This is a genomic window from Phycisphaerales bacterium (assembly GCA_020852515.1).
Taxonomy (GTDB): Bacteria; Planctomycetota; Phycisphaerae; order Phycisphaerales; family UBA5793; genus UBA5793.
This window is the reverse complement of the sequence record JADZAS010000015.1, coordinates 332,785-351,516: the sequence shown is the minus strand read 5'-3', so window position 1 is coordinate 351,516 and position 18,732 is coordinate 332,785. Positions and strand designations below refer to the sequence as shown.

Sequence of the window (18,732 nt, the reverse complement as noted above, 5' to 3'; positions counted from 1 at the left end):
CACCGGCCAACAGCCCGCTTCGCCGTCCCGCACCCGCCCAGCGTACCGCGCCGCGGCAGTCAGCGAAAAAAGGTACCAGGTACCTTTTGTTAAGATGGGTAATTTTGCGCGGACTGCTACTGCTCGGCGGCGAGGAGGAGGCCTGTGGCCGCCCAGGCACTCAGAGCCGCGCCCAGCGCGGACATCGGGTCGGCCACCCGCCGCAGATCCAGCGCCACCGGCGCCTCGAACGACCGCGAGACGAGCGCGACCTGGTAGGCGAGCACATCCAGCCGGCCGGCGCCGGGAGTCGTGCGCGATTCATCGCGGTAGTCGCTGAAGCGCGCGGCGACGAGATTCGCGGCCCGGGACGTGAGCGCAACTGGATCCAGTCCGGCCGCGAGCAGCGCCGCCGGGTCGATCCCTGAGCCGAGCAGCGCGTTCGGCTGCGGCGCGTGGTCGGCGATGATCACGCCGCACGTCTCGCCCCGGCTGCGCCAGGCGCTGACGATCTCCTCGCCCACGCCGTCGGGCAGGCGGATCGAAAGCGGCACGCGGCCAAGGTCGGCAGCGAGTTCGATCGCTTCGAGGACGGCAGCGGCCGCGCGGTCCGCGTGCTCGGGGAGCGTGTAGTGCTCGACCGGGACCCACAGGTCGATTCCCGCGACGGTCAGTTCGATGCGCCGCAGGCGCGCCAGCAGATCTCGCCGCGCCGAGCGGTCGAGGTCGCGCGGCCGCATGCCCGGCAGGGCCGCGGAGAGTTGCACGTGGCGAAAGCCCGACTGCGCGATGTGCTGCAGCGCCGCGCGCGGATCGCCGTCGCGCGCGAGCGGCGCCAGCGTCGGAGCGGGCGCAAGCCGGGTGAATGCATGCATGCCGCGATGGTAGGGTGCCCGGCGGACGAGATGGCGCGCGGGCCGTCCCCAGCGCCCCTGGAGCCGGCCTGCCCCTACGATTGCGGTGAAACGTTGAGCATGAGCGAAGTTGCGGTTGACATCCTCTTCACGCCCGGTCCGGTGCAGTACGTGCCGCCGCCGATGATTTCCCCCGGCGGAGGCGAATGCGCCTTTCTCGGCCGGAGCCGCGCGGAGGTGCACGAGAAGCATGGGTCGCTACAACTGCTGCGCTACACCGCGTACGAGAGCATGGCCGGGCGCATCCTCGAGGCGCTGGCGCGGGATGCGGTCAGTCAGCACGGCGCGCTGTTCGTGCGGATCCATCACAGCGTAGGTGATGTGCCCATCGGCGAGGCGAGCGTGCTCGTGCAGGTCGTGACGGGGCACCGGGCCGAGGCATTCGCCGCCTGCCGCATGCTCATCGACCGGCTCAAGGCCGAGGCTCCGATCTGGAAGAGCGAGGTGTGGGCCGACGGCACCACGTGGTCGCGCGGGCAGAACGTGCCGCCCGAGGTCTACGCGGAGGAGGAGTACGCGTGGGAGGAGGGGCCATGACGCGCACGGGGTGGTTCGCGCTGGCCAACGGCATCTACTGGCTGCTGCTGGGCCTGTGGATCGGCTCGCTCGTGCTGTCGGGCGCGGCGGCGGGGCTCGTCTTTTCGCTCATGAAGGACATCGCGCCGGTCGTGCCCGAGTTTGAGCAGTACACCGGTCTGCACTCGACGCTCGTGGCCGGGCGCGTCATGTCCAGCGTGTTCTTCGTGCAGGATGTGATCGAACTGCTCGCGATGACGGGCGTCATCCTCATTCTCATCGGTCACTTCGTGGCGTTCAAACTGTCGATGCGCGCCAAGGCCAATGTGCTGCGCCTGCTCGTGGCGGCGCTGCTGCTGCTGCTCGTGTCGTACAAAACATTTGTGCTCGCGCCGCGGATGTATCACAACCTCGGCGTGTACTGGACGGCGGCGCAGGCGGGCGAGATCGACAAGGCGGAGACGGCCAAGGCCGCGTTCGATGCCGATCATCCGACGGCGAGGACGGTCATGATCATTACCTTCGGCCTGCTCGTCGTTTTCTACTTTGCGTCCGCGGCGGCGCTGGCGGCTCCGGTCGCTGAATCGCCCGCCACGCCGGGCGCAAGACGAAGCGGTCAACTGGAAGAACCCGAACTGCTCAAGCGGGTGAATTCCTGAATGAGCCCGGCCGCCAAATCGTCGGGCCGGAAGCGGCGCAAGAGCGATGCGCCGCCGCGCAAGACCGGAGCGCAGAAGAAGCGGGCCGGCGCGATCCTCGCCTCGCTCGAAGCGCGCTACCCCGATGCGCACTGCGAACTCGACTACCGCAATCCGCTGCAGCTGCTCATCGCCACGATCCTCAGCGCCCAGGCGACGGACGTGGGCGTGAACAAGGCCACGCCGAAACTGTTTGCAAAGTTCAAGACGGCCCAGGACTTCGCCCGCGCTACGCCGCAGGAGATCGAGCCGTACATCGCGTCGATCGGCCTGTTTCGCAGCAAGGCCAAGGCGGTGCACAGCGCCTGCACCACGATCGTCGAGCAGTTCGGCGGCCAGGTGCCGCGCACGATGGATGAACTGCTCACGCTGCGCGGCGTGGCGCGCAAGACGGCCAACGTCGTGCTCGGCAACGCGTTTGACATCAACGAAGGCGTGGTCGTGGACACGCACGTGGCGCGTGTAGCGCACCGCTTCGGGCTGACCAGGCAGACCGAGCCGCGCAAGATCGAGCGCGATCTCATGGTGCTGTTTCCGCGCGAAAAGTGGTGCCTGCTTTCGCACCTGCTCATCTTCCACGGCCGCCGCGTGTGCAAGGCGCGCGGCGCAATGTGCAGCGAGGATTCGATCTGCCGGCAGTTCTGCTCGAACGGCCGGAAGCGGGGCTGAATCTCGGGCGCGGCTAGTCGTCCGTCAGGTTGTCGAGCAGGCGCTCGAAGATGATGATGTTCTGAGCCGTGTCCGGATCCCAGCGGATGCCCACGATGGAGTAGTTCTCGGAGATGCCAAAGTGCAGCATCGGGCGGTGGGTGTTGTTGCACTCAAAGCGCAGCGAGGTGTAGCCCTCTTTCTTGGCCCAGTGCTGGGCTTTGTGCATGAGCCGGCCGGCGATTCCCATGCGGCGGAAGTCGGAGGCCACGCCAACCATCCAGCCGAAGTGAACGGACGGCTTGAGTTCGAAGCCGATGTAAAAGCCGACGGCGTCGTTCTTGACCGACGCGACCAGGCAGAGGACCTTGTAGCGGCCGCGGAAGCGCCGTTCGAAGGATTCGGGCGCGCGCTCGGGCCTGAACATGCTGTTGTGCAGGTGAGAGATCAGCGCAGTGTCTTTCGGATCAATGAGATCGACGCGCAGGTCGTTCATCGCGTCCTCCTGTCCGGCCGGCTCAGTGGCGGCGCCCGGTGAACCATCATCGTCTGAATCGGCCCGGTCAAGAAGGAACTGTGCCAATCCGCCGCATCTGGTGCACGATGGTCTTGACCACCAGGTCGGTCTCAAGGTTGACCCGCTGATCCGGTTTCGCCTCGCCGAGCGTTGTCAGTTCGAGTGTAGTGGGGATGAGGGCGACGACAAACCCATCGGAGAGCACCTCGGCGAGGGTGAGGGAAATGCCGTCCACCGTGATCGATCCCTTGGGAACGATGAAATCCATCAGCTCCGGCGGCGCCTCGATGCGCACGCGCACGTCTTCGGGCGATGTCTGAATACTGCGGATGACGCCCACACCATCCACGTGTCCCTGCACGAGGTGGCCGCTGAGCAGGGTGGCGGGCGTCACGGCCGGTTCGAGGTTGACCGCGGCCCCGGCGCACAAATCGCCAAGGGTCGTGACATTGAGCGTCTGGGTGATGACGTCGAATCGCAGCGGCTCGGGCTCGACCACGGTCAGGCAGCAGCCGTTGACGGCAATGCTTTCGCCAGGCTGGACCGACCGGCCCCAGCCCCGCGCATCAATGAGCAGCGAGCGGCCGGCCGGGGTGGACCGGGATTCGAGCACGCGCCCTCTGTGCTGTATGATGCCTGTGAACATGGCTGAACCTTACGCCGCGCAGCGGGCGGGCAGCAAGGGCCCAGGGCCCGCCGCCGCTTGACGCAGGGACGATTCGCCTCAATACTGGCTGTCTCGGCAGCGCAGCTTCCTCCCCCGGAGGTGGTGCGCGCCGTCACAGCCTGCCTCGGAAGGAAAGCCACATGAATCGACGGAGCCCCGGGTGTATTGACTGGATTCGCCGGTTGTCGGCCGTGCTGCCGCTGGCGATGCTCATGCTCGCGGCTGTCGGGTGCGATTCCGGCGGCAAGGGCCCGATCGAGACGACGTATCTCGTCACCCTCGAGCAGAGCGACCAGATCGACTACAACATTGCCTGGGAGTCGGCGATCGCCCTCAGCGGGCAGGGGCGGGCGTTGGAGATCTATCCCTTTGGTGATTACGTCCTCGCCTCCGAAACCGGACGCAACATCCTTACCGCGCTGACGGCGCGCGACGGGCGCTCGGCGTGGGAGTACCAGGTCGGCTCGAGCTTGGAGCACCTGCGCGGGGTGAACCGGATGGGCGATGAGATCCTCGCCTCGACGCAGTCCGATCTGTACTACCTCGATGTCGCCACCGGCCGGCTCCAGCGGCAGCAGCGCTATTCGCCCAAGGACGCCGCGCTGACTTCCGGCGTGATCTTCGGACCGTATCTCATCTACGGCACCTCGGACGGCCGCATCGTGTATCACCACCTGGCCGTCGGCCTGATGCAGATGGCCTACCGGCTCGAGTCGGCGCAGTCTGTCACCCATCCGCCGATCGTGCTGGGCAATGAATTCGCCGTCATCACGCAGTCGGGCGGCATCCACCTCATGGACGGCGTGAACAACTCGCGCATCTGGTCGGCCGCGGTGCGCGACCCCGTGAGCGCCACGCCCGCCATCGGCGAATATGCGATCTACGTCGCCGGCCTCGACCAATCGCTCTGGGCGTTTCGCATCGCGGATGGCAAGATGGTGTGGCGCTTCCGCTGCCAGCAGCCGCTCACCGACGACCCCAAGCTTATTGACGGCATCGTGTACCAGGCGGAGCCGGGCAAGGGGCTCCACGCGATCGATTCGAGGACCGGCGTGGAGAAATGGCTCGCCACGCCCGTGCGCGGCGGTACCGTCGTAGCGCGCAAGAACGGCCAGCTGATCGTCTGGGACAAGGACGATACCCGCGGCGCCCAGGGCTCGACGTTCTACCGTGTGCTCGAGCGCGACGGTTCGGTGCTGGGCCAGGCGCACTGCCCCGACATCTCCATCGTCCGCTCAGATCGCATCGAAAACGGCACGATCTACGGCATGAGCCGCACGGGACGGATCATCAAACTGATTCCCTGAACGCGGCGGGAGTCGTGAAATCACGGTCGGCTCCGCGGCGCGGCGGAATGCCCTCGCGGACTATCATGGGACATGACCGACCAAGTGCCTATCCGTCGGGCGCTCATCTCCGTGAGCGACAAGACCGACCTGATTCCCTTTGCGCGCGTGCTGGCGCGGCGCGGCGTGCAGATTGTCTCCACGGGCGGCACGGCCCGCGCGCTCGCCGAAGCCGGCATCGCCGTGACCGCCGTCTCTGATATGACCGGCTTTCCCGAGATCATGGATGGCCGCGTCAAGACGCTCCACCCGGCCGTACACGGCGCGCTGCTGGCCCGGCGCGACCAGCCGCAGCACGTGCAGGCGATGACCGAGCACGGCATCGAGCCGATCGATCTCGTGTGCATCAATCTTTATCCCTTTGCCAGGACGATTCGGCGCGAAGATGTGACGTTCGAGGAAGCGATCGAGAACATCGACATCGGCGGGCCGGCCATGATCCGCTCGGCGGCCAAGAACCACCAGTTCGTCACCGTCGTGACCTCTCCCGACCAATATGACCGCGTGGCCAATGAGCTCGACAGCCACGACGGCGCGACGACGCGCCAACTGCGCGCCGATCTGGCGGCGGCGGCGTTCAGCCGCACGGCCGAGTATGACGCGATGATCGCGGCGTGGATGAACCGCCGCCAGGTCGGAACGTTCCCCGACCAGCTCCGCATCAGTTTCACCAAGGTCAGCGATCTCCGCTACGGCGAGAACCCTCACCAGCAGGCGGCGCTCTATCGCGACCCGGCGTCGCGCGGGCCGAGCATCGTCAATGCCGATCTGCTGCACGGCAAGGCGCTGAGTTACAACAACGTCGGCGACAGCGCCGCGGCCCTGCTGCTCGTGCGCGAATTCAGCCAGAGCGCCGCGGCGGTGATCAAACACGCCAACCCGTGCGGCGCCGCCGTCGCCGAGTCGCCCGCCGATGCGTTCACGGCTGCGTACGAAGGCGATCCGCTGGCGGCCTTCGGCGGGATCGTCGCGTTCAACCGCACCGTCGATGAAGCGACGGCGCGGCACGTGGTCGATGGTCAGAAGTTCTTCGAGGTCGTCATCGCGCCGGCGTTCGAGCCGGCCGCGCGCGAGATGCTGGCGCAGCGCTGGGCCAACGTGCGCCTGCTGGCGGTGGGAGATCACACGCCGACGACCGATCGCAAGATCGAGATCCGCTCGATCCCCGGCGGTCTGCTGGTGCAGGACCAGGACCGCCGAAAGGCGCAGCCCGAGACGTGGCAGCACGCCGCGGGCCCCGCGCCCGACGAGGCTCTGCTGGCCGACGCAGCCGTGGTGTGGACCATCGCCAAGCACCTCAAGAGCAACGCGATCGCCATCGGCGGTCGCGGCCGTCTGTACGGCGCGGGTGCGGGGCAGATGGATCGCGTTGCCTCGTGCCGGCTGGCGGTGGGCAAGGCCGGCGAGCGGGCCCGCGGCGCGATTGCCGCGTCCGACGCGTTCTTCCCGTTCCCCGACGGGCCGCAGGTGCTCATTGACGCAGGCGTGAAGTGCATCGTCCATCCCGGCGGCTCAAAACGCGACCAGGAAACGATCGATCTGTGCCAGAAGCGCGGCGTGACGTGCCTGCTTACGGGCGTGCGGCATTTCAGGCATTGACCGGCGCTGCCCTTCATCCGCGCGTGACGCATGCGCCCGTGCAAATGCGGGTTTACCGCAGAGATCGCCGAGTGCGCTGAGGGATTCCGTGAATGCTGTTCAGATGCGCTTGCGCGTCATGGCGCGCTGCATGTCGCGCTGGGCATCGCGCTTCTTGACATCTTCGCGTTTGTCGGACTGTCCCTTGCCGGTGGCGAGGCCGATGAGGACTTTCGCGTACCCGTCCTTGAAGTACATCTTGAGCGGAACCATCGTCGTGCCCTTGACGCGGGTCTCGGCAGCGAGTTTGCGGATTTCGCGCTTGTGGGCGAGCAGTTTGCGCACCTGGGCCGGGGCGTGGCGATTCACGCTGCCGCGCGCCGGGGCGTAGTCGGAAATGTGCACGCCGTAAAGGAAAAACTCGCCGGTGCGTTCATCGACGCGGGCGAAGCCTTCATTGAGCGAGACCTGCCCGGCGCGCACCGCCTTGACCTCGCTGCCCACGAGCACGATGCCGCACTCGAGCGTCTCGAGGATGTGGTACTCGTGCCGCGCCTTGCGATTGTTGATCTCAGGCGTCGAAGATGGCTTGCTCTTGCCCTTGGCCATGTTACTGAAAAGCCGCAAAAAGGCACAGAAGGCACAAACGGTTCGAATCAGAAGTCATTACCGACCATCCCATCTTGCGCCCTTTGTGCCTCTTTGCGGCTAACTCTTCTTCGGCCGCTTATAGAACGGGATCTTCGTCACCGTCGCATCCACGGTCGCGCGGCCGAGATCGACCTGCACCACGGTATCGGGTTCGCTCAGTTCAGCCGGGACGTAACCCATCGCGATCGGGCGGCCGAGCGTCGGGCTCATGCAGCCGCTGGTGACTCGGCCGACGTTCCGGTCGCCGTGCTTGATCGCCATGCCCTGGCGTGCGGTGCGCTTGCCGTCGAGCAGGAGGCCGACGAGCTTGTTCTTCGGGCCGACGCGGGCGATTTCCTTGAGGGCCTTCTGGCCGATGAAGTTTTCACCGCCTTCGAGTTCGTCCTTGTCGAGGTTGATGCCGAAGTTGAGGCCGGCGGAGACGGGGTCCGTCTCTTCATCCATCTCGTGGCCGTACAGCGGCATGCCCGCCTCGAGGCGAAGCGTGTCGCGCGCGCCCAGGCCGATGGGCTTGACGATGTCTTTGGCCGAGCCGGATTTGTCGAGCATCATGCCGATGGCTTTGCTCGCCATGTTGGCCGGGAGGATGATCTCGATGCCGTCTTCGCCGGTGTAACCCGTGCGGCTGATGGTCACCTTGAACACGAGCAGGCTCTTGACGCAGAAGCGGTAGTTCTTAAGTGCGGGGATCTCGCTGCTGAAGTCGGCTACGAGCGGGATGACGCGCGGCCCCTGCAGCGCGAGCATGGCGGTCTTCTCGGTGCGGTCGTCGATGTCGAGTTTGAGATCGCCGCGCACGGCGTTGAAATGCTGCATGAGTTTGGCGCGGTTGGAGGCGTTGACGACGAGCATGAAATCCTGCTCGCCGTAGCGGTAGATGAGCACATCGTCCTTGACGCCGCCGTGCTCGTTGCACACGAGGCTATAGCGGCACTGGCCCTCGGCCATGTCGTAGACGCGGCGCGTGCAGAGCCGCTCGAGGAAGATGCGCGCTTCGGGCCCCTTGAAGTGGACGCGGCCCATGTGCGAGACGTCGAACATGCCCGCCGCGGTGCGGACCTGCTGGTGCTCCTCGATGATCGAGGTGTACATGATGGGCATTTCCCAGCCGGCGAACTCAACGAGCTTGGCGCCGCGATCGACGTGGAACTGATAGAAAGGAGTGCGGAGCACGGGCGGAGTCCTTGTGAGGGGTGCAAAGAGGTAATTCTACCACGCTCGGGCCCGGTGCTCGGCCCGGCGGTGGCGGTCGATCGGCGTCACGAGCCCCACGGGTGGTCGCGCTGCGGCGACTTCATCACCTCGTCGAGCACCGTCGTGGCAAAGCCGCCGCGCGGCAACTCGAAGTCCACGCGGATGTACGGCCCGTGCTCGTCGCTGCCGGCCGAGACTTCGCACGCCCGCACCGCCAGGCGCAGTGAGCGCCGCGTGCCGCGCACGTCCACGGCGGATTCGTCGAAGTGATCGAGGCTCACGCCCGTGGCGTGCAGCGCCGCCAGCTCGGCTTCATCGACTGGCCCTTCGGCCCGGCGCATCTCGGTTCCCCACAGCGGGCCGGTGGCGGAGAGTTCGAGGCTGGCAAACCGTTCGAGGACCGATTCGTCGGCGAGTTCTTCCGGGCCGATGCGAAAGAGGTTGTGGCTGTCATCGGTCCGGCCCACGATGTCGCCGGGCAGGAGTTGATCGAAGCGCCCGGCGTCGAGACGCTGCGCCAGGATGCGGTTGAAGATCGCCGATTGAAACGCGGTGACGAAGAAGCGCAGCGCCGCTTCGTTCACGTCGTGCACGGCCTGCTGGTGCGAGCGGCCGGCGGCGAGCGACGCGAGCACGCGCGTCTCGTGCGATCCGGCCGAAGGCCAGGTCTTGATGGCGGCATCGAGATCGCCTCGCGCGTAGGCCGCGCGCGCCTCGGCCGCCTGATCATCCTCGCCCGCGGTGGGGCCCAGCAGCAGGTCGCACACGCCTTTCCAGTCGCGCAGTAGATAGAGCCGCCCGATCTCGTGATTCAACTGGTGGTAGCCGAAGCGCTGCTCGCCGATGAAGTTGGGCACACCGCCGCTTTCGAGCCGCGTGAGGATCCGCCCGGCGCGCGTGACGTCGCTGATGTTCACGTCGCGGATGCGGATGGAGAAGCGGTTGCCGCGCAGGTGGCCGACGCGCAGTTTGTTGCGGTGCCGCTCGGCCGACAGGACGCGCACGCCGCTGACGTTGATTTCTTCGGCGACTCGGTGCGCATCGCCCTGAGGCAGGTGGACGGAGAGCAGTTGCCGCGTGACGGCCACTTTGTCTTTCATCCCCGCATAGCCGACGGCGCCGACGCCCACGTGCAGGCTGCGCGCGATGTCGCGAATGACGCTCAGCGTCGGCCGCTCGATCTTTTCGATGAAGAGGTAGATGTGCTCGCCGCTGCCGCACGGCTGGTAGAGGGGCAGTTCCTCGACGAGGAAATCCTCGGGGCGGGCCTTGAGCCGGCCGCCGATGCCGGGCTCGTCCGTCGTCAGGAAACGGCGTGGAATCCCGACGAAGGTCTCATTCACGTCGGCTCCTCGCTGCCCGCCTGCTCGAGCACCTTTTCTTCGACGAAGATGGGCACGTTCGTGGCGGCGCCCAGCGCGATGGCGTCGCTGGGCCGGCTGTCGATCTCGATCTCCCGGCCGTCCTGCTTGACGACCAGTTTGGCAAAAAACGTGTTGTCGCTCAGGTCGTGGATGACGATGTGTTCCAGTTCGCCGCCCAGGGCGTCAATCGTCGAGGCCAGCAGGTCGTGCGTCTGGGGCCGCGGCGGCTCAAGGCCCTTGAGGCGGCGCTCGATGGCCTGGGCCTCGGGCAGGCCGATGGCGATGGGGAAACTCCGCTCGCCGTCCACCTCCTGCAGTTCGATGAACTGCAGGTCTTTGAGTTCCCGAATGAAGATGCGGCTGAGTTCCATCCGCACGGCCATGACTCGTCTCCATCTTCACCCGCGGGCGGGCGATCGGTGGATGATACGCGGGCGGTCGCGGGGCAGGGGCTGATAATGGCCGCCGGCGCATGAAGCCGGATGGCGCGCCGGCGCCGCAGTTCCCATAAGCGCCTGTCAAACCCCGCCGGCTCAAAACCGCGCGACCCTTCGCGCCCACACGCGCCAGACGGCGCAGGGCGTGAAGGCGGCGGGCCCGGGCGCATTTCCTGCCGTCCGCTCTCGATTATTCCTCGAATGCAGTCGATGGCAGGCCACGAAGGTGCAGCGCTGTCTGATTGCGGCGGGCCGATCGGGAATCGGCCGCCGGCGGGCGGCGTCTGAACTGCGGGATGGGAGGGCATCATGCTCCGTCTTGGCGAACTGCTCGTGCAACTCGGCCACCTCACCGAAGAACAGGTCGAGGAAATCCTCGAAGCCCAGCGGCAGGGCGGCCGGCCCTTCGGCTACCTCGCCGAAAAACTCTTCGGCCTGAGCGTCAGCGAGATCGAAGGCGCCTGGGCGAAACAGTACGAAATGATGACCGGCACGGTGGACCTCGGCAGGGAGCGCATCGACCGCGAGGTGGGCAGCCTGCTCAGCCGCCGCCAGGCCTGGCAGTTCGGCATCATCCCGCTGCGCCGGCATGGCAATGAACTGCTCATGGGCACGACCGTCGAGCACCTGCCGCGCGCTGTGCGCTTCGTCACGTGGCACATCGATGAGCCGGTGTCGTTTGTGATCGCCACGCCCGCGAGTGTCGAGGCGATGCTCAAGGTGCACTACAGCCTGCCGGGAATGAACCTGGGCAGCGGAAGGGTGATGGGACTGGCGGGGTGAGTGGGTGAGCGGGTGTGAGCGCGAGGCGGACGCGTGAGCACCTGCGGCGCAGCAGCGGCAGCGCGATCGATGAAAAACCAGGCGAGTCCAAGGTGCGCGGGCCGATGAGCAGATCAGCGGCCCGTTGTCCTATGCGTCTAAGATTGCAGTCCCAACGTCGACGCCGGTATGATCGCCGTGAGATGCGCGAGGCCAGCGGATCAACTGGTATGGCCGCAGTATCGCCGTCGCACGCCCGCATCGCATCAGTGAGGACCGCGATGATGCAACGGATGCTTCTTGTACTGACGCTCGGAGCCGCGACGTACAGCGCTGCGGCTCAAAGCGGCGAATACTGGACCGGGCCGCTGGACCCCAATTCGCGGTGGTCCGAGCCGCGGGCAACCAGGCAGACACTCCGGACCAGTACTACCGCAGATGGGGTCGCGTTGGTTACAACTATTCGATTAGTTCCCACGAAGTGACGAACGCGCAGTACGCGGCCTTTCTCAACTCGGTGGCGGTTGAAAGCGACCCTCACGAACTCTGGCTGCCGTCGATCCAGCCAAGGTGGCCCGATGAGATTCGACGTTTCGACAACGGGCGCGGCGGATACCGCTATGAAGTTGTGGCCGGCAAGCAGAATAATCCCGTTGTCCGCGTGACGCACCGAAGTTTCTTCCGCATGATGAACTGGCTGCACAACGGGATGCAGAATGACCTATCCACGACCGACTACGGCGCATACGACACGAGCCAGTGGGGGTTTGACCAGAACGGACTGTACACCGATTCAATGAGCCACGAGCCGAATGCAAGGTTCTGGCTGGTCAGCGAGGATGAATGGTACAAGGCGGCGTACTTCGACCCGAACCGCTATGGCGCGGGCGAGGCGGGATACTGGACCTATCCCACGACCCATGATGACGAGCCGGACACGTGGTTTCGGATGGACGCCGATCCTCGCAACAGTGCCATCTACGACGCTGTCTATTCCGAGCCGGTGGGCTCGATCCCGCTCACATACAGCCCTTGGGGTGTCTACGACATGGCGGGAAACGCTAGAGAGATTCTTGCGTCATGGTACACGGACGGCGAACCGTATGGCATCGCCTACGTTACACGAGGCTCAGATTTCTTTGGGGTGAGGTTGTACGACGACAAAGCACATCGCGACTGGCAGGGCGCATACTTCGGCGGAACGCTGAATCTGAACAGGGTATCGTTTCGGATCGTATCCCCAATCCCGAGTGCAGGTAGCGGCATGATTCTTGTGATTCTCAGCCTCATGCTGTATCCCCGCAAAAGACGATGACGGTGACTCATTATCGCCTGCTCACGCCAGCATCGGCAGGCCGAGGCGCAGGAAGAGTTGGAGGATCAGGTTGGCGTACAGGCCGGCGACGAGGTCGTCGAGGAGGATGCCCCAGCCGCCGGGGAACTGCTGGATGAGGTTCGCCGGCTGCACCTTGATGATGTCGAGGATGCGAAAGAGCAGAAACGCCGCCGCGATCACGATGAAGGCAAAGCCGATCGAGGCGCTGTCCGCGCCCGCCGCCGCGCTGTCGGCCGCCCCTTCTGCCATCCGGCGCGCCAGCGGCACGAGCAGCAGCGCCAGGCTCATGCCTGCCGTCTCGTCGAGCACGACCACGCCGGGATCCTTGCCCTGAAACTGCCGCTCCGCCCAGGGCCCGAGCGCCACGCACGCCGCGCTCGACGCAGCCGCGAGCGCGAGCAGCATCAGGTTGATGGTGAGCGCCTCAGCCCCGAGCCAGACGGCGATGAATGCCAGAGCGCAGGGCGGCAGACTACCCCACGTGCCCGGCGCCGGCCTCAGCAGGCCCAGTCCACCGACCGTGATGATCCATTTGCGCCACACCCTGAGTCCATCGGTCGCGATTCGATTACGCCTTGAGCAGCAGCCGGGCCCGCAGCACATACGGCACACCGCTGATGATCGTGACCACGAGCATGCTCCAGACCAGCACATCGCGCACCACGGCCGCCCATTGCTGCTCACGCGGGTCGAAGTTGCCCACCAGCAGCAGGACGATGGGGATGACGGCCGACTGGAGGATCATCTTCGCCTTGCCTGAGAGCGCGGCGGAAAACTCGATGCCCCGGCTCTCGGCCAGGCTGCGCAGGCCGGTCACCAGCATCTCGCGAAAGAGGATGATGACGACCATCCAGGGGTAGATGCCGGTGATGAGCACGTGACGGGGCTGGGCCGGCTGGCTGAGGTCGATCCAGACAAAGCCGGGCCCGGTGAGCATGATGAGGGCCCCGAGAATGAGTATCTTGTCGCATAGCGGGTCCATCACCCGGCCGAAGACGGAAACCGCCTGCCAGCGGCGGGCGAGGTAGCCATCGAGCGCATCGGTCAGCACGCCGAACAGGAACAGGGCGATGGATGTATTAATGATCCAGCGCGGCGAGTCGGGGTAGCGATACCACGCCAGCAGGACGAAAAAGGCGATAGCGAGCACAAGCCGCGTCAGTGTGATGAGGTTGGGCAGGGCTCGCTTGACGGCGGTGGACATGGTCGAGAGATGGTAGCGTGGCGGGTGTGAGCGGCGGATGAGCGGGGGGGCGGAGCGATAACCCGGAGCGCGCCAATTGCACTGCAATCGGGGCCGGATCGCCGACGTTGGTACGTCTTGATGGATGTCCGGAGCGGTAGGGTGATCCGAGGTGGGGCCGAGGAAGCCACCCGATTCCAGAGTACAAGTCCGACCTGGGCAATTTGGCCGTGGCGCGGGCAGCGTCGTCCGCTGTCTCGTCTACGATCATCCTATGGTCCCGCGGGTCTGGAAGGCAAAAACCCGCGTTCTGAGAGCAGGAAACGCAGCGCCATGCCACGATCGCGCGCCAGTCTGATCACCCGCCCGTCCATCGTGCTGCGGTGCGCGCTGCTGGTGCTCGGCGCGGCCGCGGTTCTCGGGCTGGGTCGCAGCGCCGCGGCGCAGATCGCCATGCGCACCTTCTACCAGGGACGCATCCCCACCGTCACCGGCGAGGATGTCGAAGCGCTCGTCGAGACGCTCGACCTCGACGAAAGCCAGGAAGACCTCGTGCGCGCCATGTACCAGGGTTACCGCAGCGCGTTCAACGCCTCGGCCGATGAAGCCCACGCCGAACTGGCTCGCCTCCGCGAGGCGTCGGTGCAGAAGGGCGAGGACATCGGCACGCTGAACCAGTTGATCGGCGACTACGAGCGCAAGCGGGCCGAATGGGGCCGCCAGTCCAGCGCCTACGAAACCAGCTTCTTCGCCGACGTGAAAGATCTGGTGACCGAAGATCAGGCGGCCCGCTGGCCGCGCTTCGAGCGCGACCGGCTGCGGCGCGTCGGGGTGCTGCTGGGGGCGCGTCTCATGCCCGAGCGCGTCGATCTCGTGGCCCTGCTCGACGACCTCGATCTGCCTGATGAAGTGCGGCAGCACTGCCAGGGCGTGGTGGACCAGTACGCGATCGACTTTGATACGCCGCTGGCCGAACGCCTCCGCGTGGCGGACCAGCTCGATGCGCTCTCCTATCAGGCGGATGCCAAGGACAACCCGAGCCGGATGGATTCGCTCCAGCAGCGGCTCATTCGTCTGCACATTCAACTGCGGGATCTGAACCTGCAGTACCTTGACCGGATTGCCGAGCAGCTGCCGCCCGAAGAGGGCCGGCGCTTCCGCGAATCGTTTCAAAAGAGGGTCTGGCCGCGCGTGTTCGGCTCGGACCCGGTGGCGGCGGACGTGGCGCGGGTGCGCCAGCTGGCCGCTTTGACGCCCGAGCAGGACAGCGCCCTGAGCGGGATGGTGGGCGACTACCACGCCCGTCTGGAACCTATTAACCGCGAACTGGTTGAAGTCGAGTTGACGAGGGAAATGCAGCGCCTCAACCCGCCGACGCAGCAGGGCGACGGCCGGGTGGAGCAGGGTGGGGCGGGCGATCCGGGGGCTCTCGAAGCGCGGGCGCAGTCGCTGCTGAGTTCGCGCCAGTCGCTCGTTCAGTCCACGCTCGCAAGCATCCGCACGGTGCTCAGGCCCGACCAGTTGCAGGCACTGACGCGAGGGGTGAGTTTTGAAAATGAAGGTGACCGCCGCCAATGAGTGAAACCACCGTCGAAAACCAAGTGCGTCAGCGCTGCACGCGGCTGGGCATCGAGTGGTACGACGAACCGCTTGAGCAGGTCGATCCGGCCGTCGCGTCGGTCATTCCCGCCGAGCAAGCCATCGACCATCGTCTCGTGCCGGTGCGCTTCGAAGGTGACGCGGTGGTCGTGGTGATGCTCGATCCGCTCGATCTGGCCGCGGCCGACGAGGTGGCGGTGCTCGCCCAGCGGCCGGTCGTGCGCTGCGGCATGAGCGCCGCGCCATTTAAGAAGCTGTTCGAAGCGCAATACGGCACGACGGCGGCGCGCATGGCCGAGAGCCTGCGCGGCGACGGCGGCGGCGAGGACATCCTCGATCGCAACATCGAAGCCATCGAGGCGGATGACCTCCACCGCATGGCCGAGCAGCCCACGCTGATCAACCTGGTCAACCTCATCATCCTCGAGGCGATCAAGGGCCGCGCTTCGGACGTGCACATCGAGCCCTTCGAAACCGAACTCAAGATCAAGTATCGCATCGACGGCGTGCTTAATGAGCAGACCCCTCCGCCGCGCCATCTCCAACCGGCGATCATCTCGCGCATCAAGATCATGGCGGGCATGAACATCGCCGAGCGATTCGTGCCCCAGGACGGCCACATCACGCTGCGCTTCGAAGGCCGCAAGGTTGACTTGCGCGTGAGCACCGTTCCGACGCTCTACGGTGAGTCGGTCGTGCTGCGCATCCTCGACAAGGGCACGCTGCCGCTCGATCTGACCGAATTGGGAATGAGCGAGAAGGACGTCAAGGTCATGGACCGCCTGCTGGATGTGCCGCACGGCATGCTGCTGGTGAGCGGACCGACGGGCAGCGGCAAGACGACGACGCTCTACGCCGGACTGCAGAAGATCTACTCGCCTGAACTCAAGATCATCACGATCGAGGACCCCGTCGAATACGAACTGCACGGCGTGAACCAGATTCCGGTGAATCCCAAGCGCGGGCTGACCTTCGCCAGCGGGCTGCGCAGCATCCTGCGTCAGGACCCGGACATCATCATGGTCGGCGAAATCCGCGACGGCGAGACGGCGGAGATCGCCGTGCGCTCGGCGCTCACGGGCCACCTTGTGTTTTCAACGATCCACACGAACGACGCGGTGTCGGCGGTGACGCGCCTGATCGACATGGGCGTGGAGCCGTTCCTGGTGTCGTCGGTGCTTGAGGGGGTGATCGCCCAGCGTCTCGGGCGGCGCATCTGTCCGCACTGCCGGCGGCACGTGCCGATCCCCGAAGCGGTCAGCCACCGCCTGTCGCAGGCCGAGATGGCGATGTTCGAGGGCAAGTGCTACGAAGGCGCCGGCTGCGAGAAGTGCAACGGTTCGGGCTATCGCGGGCGCATCGGTTTCTTCGAGGTGCTCGAGATCAACGGTTCGATGCGCCGCGCCATCAGCCAGCGCCTGGGCGCGCTGGACATCCTCAAGGAAGCGCACGATACGCACCTGCGCATGAGAACGGACGGGCTCATCAAGGCCGCCGCCGGTCGAACCACGATTGACGAAGTGCTGCGCGCCACGCAGGACGCCGAGGAAGAACTGCAGATGACCGGTGGGACGAAGGCGTCCTGACCGTCGGAACCTGACGCATGCCGACTTTTCAATACCAATCCGTGACCCGCGCTGGCCAGTCGATGGCTGGCACGATCGACGCGAACGATCGCGCTGAAGCGATCCGCGCGCTGCGGCAGCGCGGCGAGACGGCCACGCAACTGGCGCCGCTCAACGGGCACATTGCCGCCGGCCGCTCGGCTCCGTCGTTCCGCTCGGCGCCCGGCGCGGCGAGCGCCGACATCGGCCGAGCGACCAGCGGCGTCAAGGGCACGATGCGCCGCAGCGAACTGGCGGGTTTCATCCGCGAGATTGCCACGGCCCTGGAAGCGGGCCTGCCGCTCATGAGCGCGCTGCGCGCCGTGGAAAAGCAGGCGTCCAGCGAGCGGCAGAGGGCGGTTATCGAACACCTCATGAGCCGCATCGAAGCCGGCCGCAGCCTCGCGCAGGCCGCGCTCGAATGGGGCAAGCCTTTTGATGACATGATCGTGGGCATGCTCCGCGCCGGCGAAGCGTCGGGCCGGCTCGAAGTCGTCATGATGCAACTGGCCGACCTGCTCGATCGTGAACTCGAGACGAAGCGCTCCGTCGCGGCGGCGCTGATGTACCCGGCGATTCTCATCTGCGTGCTGGCCGTGGGCATCGCCGTGATCGTGACGTTCATCATTCCGCGCGTGCTTTCGAGCCTCGAAGGGCAGAACATCACGCTGCCGCTGCCGACGGTGATCGTCAAGGGCTTTGCCGATTTCATGGGCGCCTACTGGTGGCTCGTGCTCGCGGGCATCGGCCTGGCGTTCGCGGCGTACAGGTCCGCCATGGCCCAGCCGCACATCCGCTACGAGCGCGACCGCATGCTGCTGGGCATTCCCATCGTCGGCGCACTGACGCGCGATGTGGCGGTCGGCCGCTTCACGCGAACGCTGGGCACGCTGATGGCTTCGGGCATTCCGATCATCGACGCGATCGTCATCACGCGCGACACGCTGGGCAACAAGGCGATGGAGCAGGTCATCGACGAAGTGGCCGACAAAATTCGCTCGGGCAAGTCGATCGCCGAACCCATGGAAAAGAGCGGCTACTTCCCGCCGATCCTCATTCAGATCATCGACCTCGGCGAGCGCAGCGGCCGGCTCGACACCATGCTCACGCAGGCGGCGCACTCGTTCGACCGGCGCACGACCGCTTCTCTCAAAATGTTCACCTCGGCGCTGCCGCCGGTCATCGTCGTGTTCATGGCGATCATCATCGGCTTCGTCATTCTGTCCGTCATTCTTCCCATGCTCTCGCTTCAGGCTGCGATCGGCTGAACCGGCCGCCCATTTGGAGATTCGAACCATGCCAACCAGAAACCGTTCTCAACGTCGCCCGCGGCGCGGCTTTACGCTCATCGAAGCCATCGTCGTGGTCATCATCATCGGCGTGCTCGCCGCCGTGGTCGCGCCGCGCCTGATGGGCCGCATCGGCCAGTCCAAGGTCGCCGCGGCCAAGGCGTCGATGGCGAGCCTGCGCACGTCGCTCGATCTGGTCTATACCGACCTCGGGCGCGAACCCGACAGCGGCGACACGCTGCGCGCCATGCTGTGGGACAAACCCAAGGATGCGCCGGACACATGGCAGAAGGGCATCAACAAGGAAGCCGATCTGAAGGACCCCTGGGGCAATGACTACGCCCTGGTCATTCCTCCAACCGTCCACGTCGATTACGACATCGTCAGTTACGGCGCCGATGGCCGCGAGGGCGGCGAAGGCGACAACGCCGACATCATCGGCTGATGGTC

Annotated in this window: 20 protein-coding genes; 11 read left to right on the top strand and 9 right to left on the bottom strand. The window is 65.9% G+C overall.

Annotated elements, in window-relative coordinates; all coding sequences use genetic code 11:
* Nucleotides 1–116 precede the first annotated feature (116 nt).
* Nucleotides 117–854, bottom strand: a complete 738-nt coding sequence (locus IT430_11325) for a hypothetical protein (protein MCC6908525.1) — start codon at nucleotides 852–854, stop codon at nucleotides 117–119.
* A gap of 99 nt (nucleotides 855–953) precedes the next feature.
* Between IT430_11325 and IT430_11320 the strand changes: the two genes are divergently transcribed.
* From IT430_11320 to nth, 3 genes are read left to right on the top strand one after another with little or no spacing between them, the layout of a single operon-like run.
* A complete protein-coding gene (locus tag IT430_11320; GenBank protein MCC6908524.1) occupies nucleotides 954–1,430 on the top strand; it encodes a molybdenum cofactor biosynthesis protein MoaE in 477 nt (158 codons plus the stop codon).
* Entirely contained in the window at nucleotides 1,427–2,068 is a 642-nt protein-coding gene (locus IT430_11315; protein MCC6908523.1) for a hypothetical protein, read from the top strand. Before IT430_11320 ends, IT430_11315 begins: the two co-directional genes overlap by 4 nt.
* On the top strand, nucleotides 2,069–2,776 hold the full coding sequence (gene nth / locus IT430_11310; protein MCC6908522.1) for an endonuclease III: 708 nt from the start codon (nucleotides 2,069–2,071) through the stop codon (nucleotides 2,774–2,776).
* A 13-nt stretch (nucleotides 2,777–2,789) separates the two neighbouring features.
* Here the strand turns inward: nth and IT430_11305 are convergent, their stop codons facing one another.
* A complete protein-coding gene (locus tag IT430_11305; protein ID MCC6908521.1) occupies nucleotides 2,790–3,251 on the bottom strand; it encodes a GNAT family N-acetyltransferase in 462 nt (153 codons plus the stop codon).
* A 67-nt stretch (nucleotides 3,252–3,318) separates the two neighbouring features.
* Nucleotides 3,319–3,918, bottom strand: a complete 600-nt coding sequence (locus IT430_11300; protein ID MCC6908520.1) for a riboflavin synthase — start codon at nucleotides 3,916–3,918, stop codon at nucleotides 3,319–3,321.
* A 161-nt stretch (nucleotides 3,919–4,079) separates the two neighbouring features.
* Here IT430_11300 and IT430_11295 point away from each other — a divergent pair, with 161 nt between their 5' ends.
* Nucleotides 4,080–5,246, top strand: a complete 1,167-nt coding sequence (locus tag IT430_11295; protein ID MCC6908519.1) for a PQQ-binding-like beta-propeller repeat protein — start codon at nucleotides 4,080–4,082, stop codon at nucleotides 5,244–5,246.
* A gap of 72 nt (nucleotides 5,247–5,318) precedes the next feature.
* The gene (gene purH / locus IT430_11290; GenBank protein MCC6908518.1) at nucleotides 5,319–6,884 is read left to right on the top strand and encodes a bifunctional phosphoribosylaminoimidazolecarboxamide formyltransferase/IMP cyclohydrolase; all 1,566 of its coding nucleotides are present in this window, start codon (nucleotides 5,319–5,321) and stop codon (nucleotides 6,882–6,884) included.
* A 99-nt stretch (nucleotides 6,885–6,983) separates the two neighbouring features.
* Here the strand turns inward: purH and smpB are convergent, their stop codons facing one another.
* From smpB to IT430_11270, 4 genes are all read right to left on the bottom strand, one after another.
* Nucleotides 6,984–7,472, bottom strand: coding sequence for an SsrA-binding protein SmpB (smpB, locus tag IT430_11285; protein ID MCC6908517.1), 489 nt, complete (start codon nucleotides 7,470–7,472; stop codon nucleotides 6,984–6,986).
* 99 nt (nucleotides 7,473–7,571) lie between these two features.
* Nucleotides 7,572–8,687, bottom strand: coding sequence for a glycine cleavage system aminomethyltransferase GcvT (gene gcvT, locus IT430_11280; protein MCC6908516.1), 1,116 nt, complete (start codon nucleotides 8,685–8,687; stop codon nucleotides 7,572–7,574).
* Between the two features lie 86 nt (nucleotides 8,688–8,773).
* A complete protein-coding gene (gene truD, locus IT430_11275; protein ID MCC6908515.1) occupies nucleotides 8,774–10,051 on the bottom strand; it encodes a tRNA pseudouridine(13) synthase TruD in 1,278 nt (425 codons plus the stop codon).
* Nucleotides 10,048–10,455: a bifunctional nuclease family protein gene (locus IT430_11270; protein MCC6908514.1), complete on the bottom strand. Its 408-nt coding sequence runs from the start codon at nucleotides 10,453–10,455 to the stop codon at nucleotides 10,048–10,050. The genes truD and IT430_11270 overlap by 4 nt, the downstream gene beginning before the upstream one ends.
* 363 nt (nucleotides 10,456–10,818) lie before the next feature.
* On the opposite strand from IT430_11270, the gene IT430_11265 reads away from it, so the two are divergent.
* Both IT430_11265 and IT430_11260 read left to right on the top strand, forming a co-directional pair.
* Entirely contained in the window at nucleotides 10,819–11,292 is a 474-nt protein-coding gene (locus IT430_11265) for a hypothetical protein (GenBank protein MCC6908513.1), read from the top strand.
* A gap of 364 nt (nucleotides 11,293–11,656) precedes the next feature.
* A complete protein-coding gene (locus tag IT430_11260) occupies nucleotides 11,657–12,586 on the top strand; it encodes an SUMF1/EgtB/PvdO family nonheme iron enzyme (protein ID MCC6908512.1) in 930 nt (309 codons plus the stop codon).
* Between the two features lie 21 nt (nucleotides 12,587–12,607).
* Here IT430_11260 and IT430_11255 read toward each other — a convergent pair whose 3' ends face one another.
* Nucleotides 12,608–13,150, bottom strand: coding sequence for a phosphatidylglycerophosphatase A (locus IT430_11255; GenBank protein MCC6908511.1), 543 nt, complete (start codon nucleotides 13,148–13,150; stop codon nucleotides 12,608–12,610).
* Nucleotides 13,151–13,175: 25 nt separating this feature from the next.
* Complete coding sequence (locus tag IT430_11250) at nucleotides 13,176–13,811, bottom strand: CDP-alcohol phosphatidyltransferase family protein (GenBank protein MCC6908510.1); 636 nt, start codon at nucleotides 13,809–13,811, stop codon at nucleotides 13,176–13,178.
* 312 nt (nucleotides 13,812–14,123) lie between these two features.
* On the opposite strand from IT430_11250, the gene IT430_11245 reads away from it, so the two are divergent.
* From IT430_11245 to gspG, 4 genes are read left to right on the top strand one after another with little or no spacing between them, the layout of a single operon-like run.
* Nucleotides 14,124–15,368, top strand: coding sequence for a hypothetical protein (locus tag IT430_11245; GenBank protein ID MCC6908509.1), 1,245 nt, complete (start codon nucleotides 14,124–14,126; stop codon nucleotides 15,366–15,368).
* Complete coding sequence (locus tag IT430_11240; protein MCC6908508.1) at nucleotides 15,365–16,975, top strand: type II/IV secretion system protein; 1,611 nt, start codon at nucleotides 15,365–15,367, stop codon at nucleotides 16,973–16,975. The genes IT430_11245 and IT430_11240 overlap by 4 nt, the downstream gene beginning before the upstream one ends.
* 17 nt (nucleotides 16,976–16,992) lie before the next feature.
* Nucleotides 16,993–18,261, top strand: coding sequence for a type II secretion system F family protein (locus tag IT430_11235; GenBank protein MCC6908507.1), 1,269 nt, complete (start codon nucleotides 16,993–16,995; stop codon nucleotides 18,259–18,261).
* A gap of 28 nt (nucleotides 18,262–18,289) precedes the next feature.
* The gene (gene gspG / locus IT430_11230) at nucleotides 18,290–18,727 is read left to right on the top strand and encodes a type II secretion system major pseudopilin GspG (GenBank protein MCC6908506.1); all 438 of its coding nucleotides are present in this window, start codon (nucleotides 18,290–18,292) and stop codon (nucleotides 18,725–18,727) included.
* The last annotated feature ends 5 nt before the right edge of the window (nucleotides 18,728–18,732 follow it).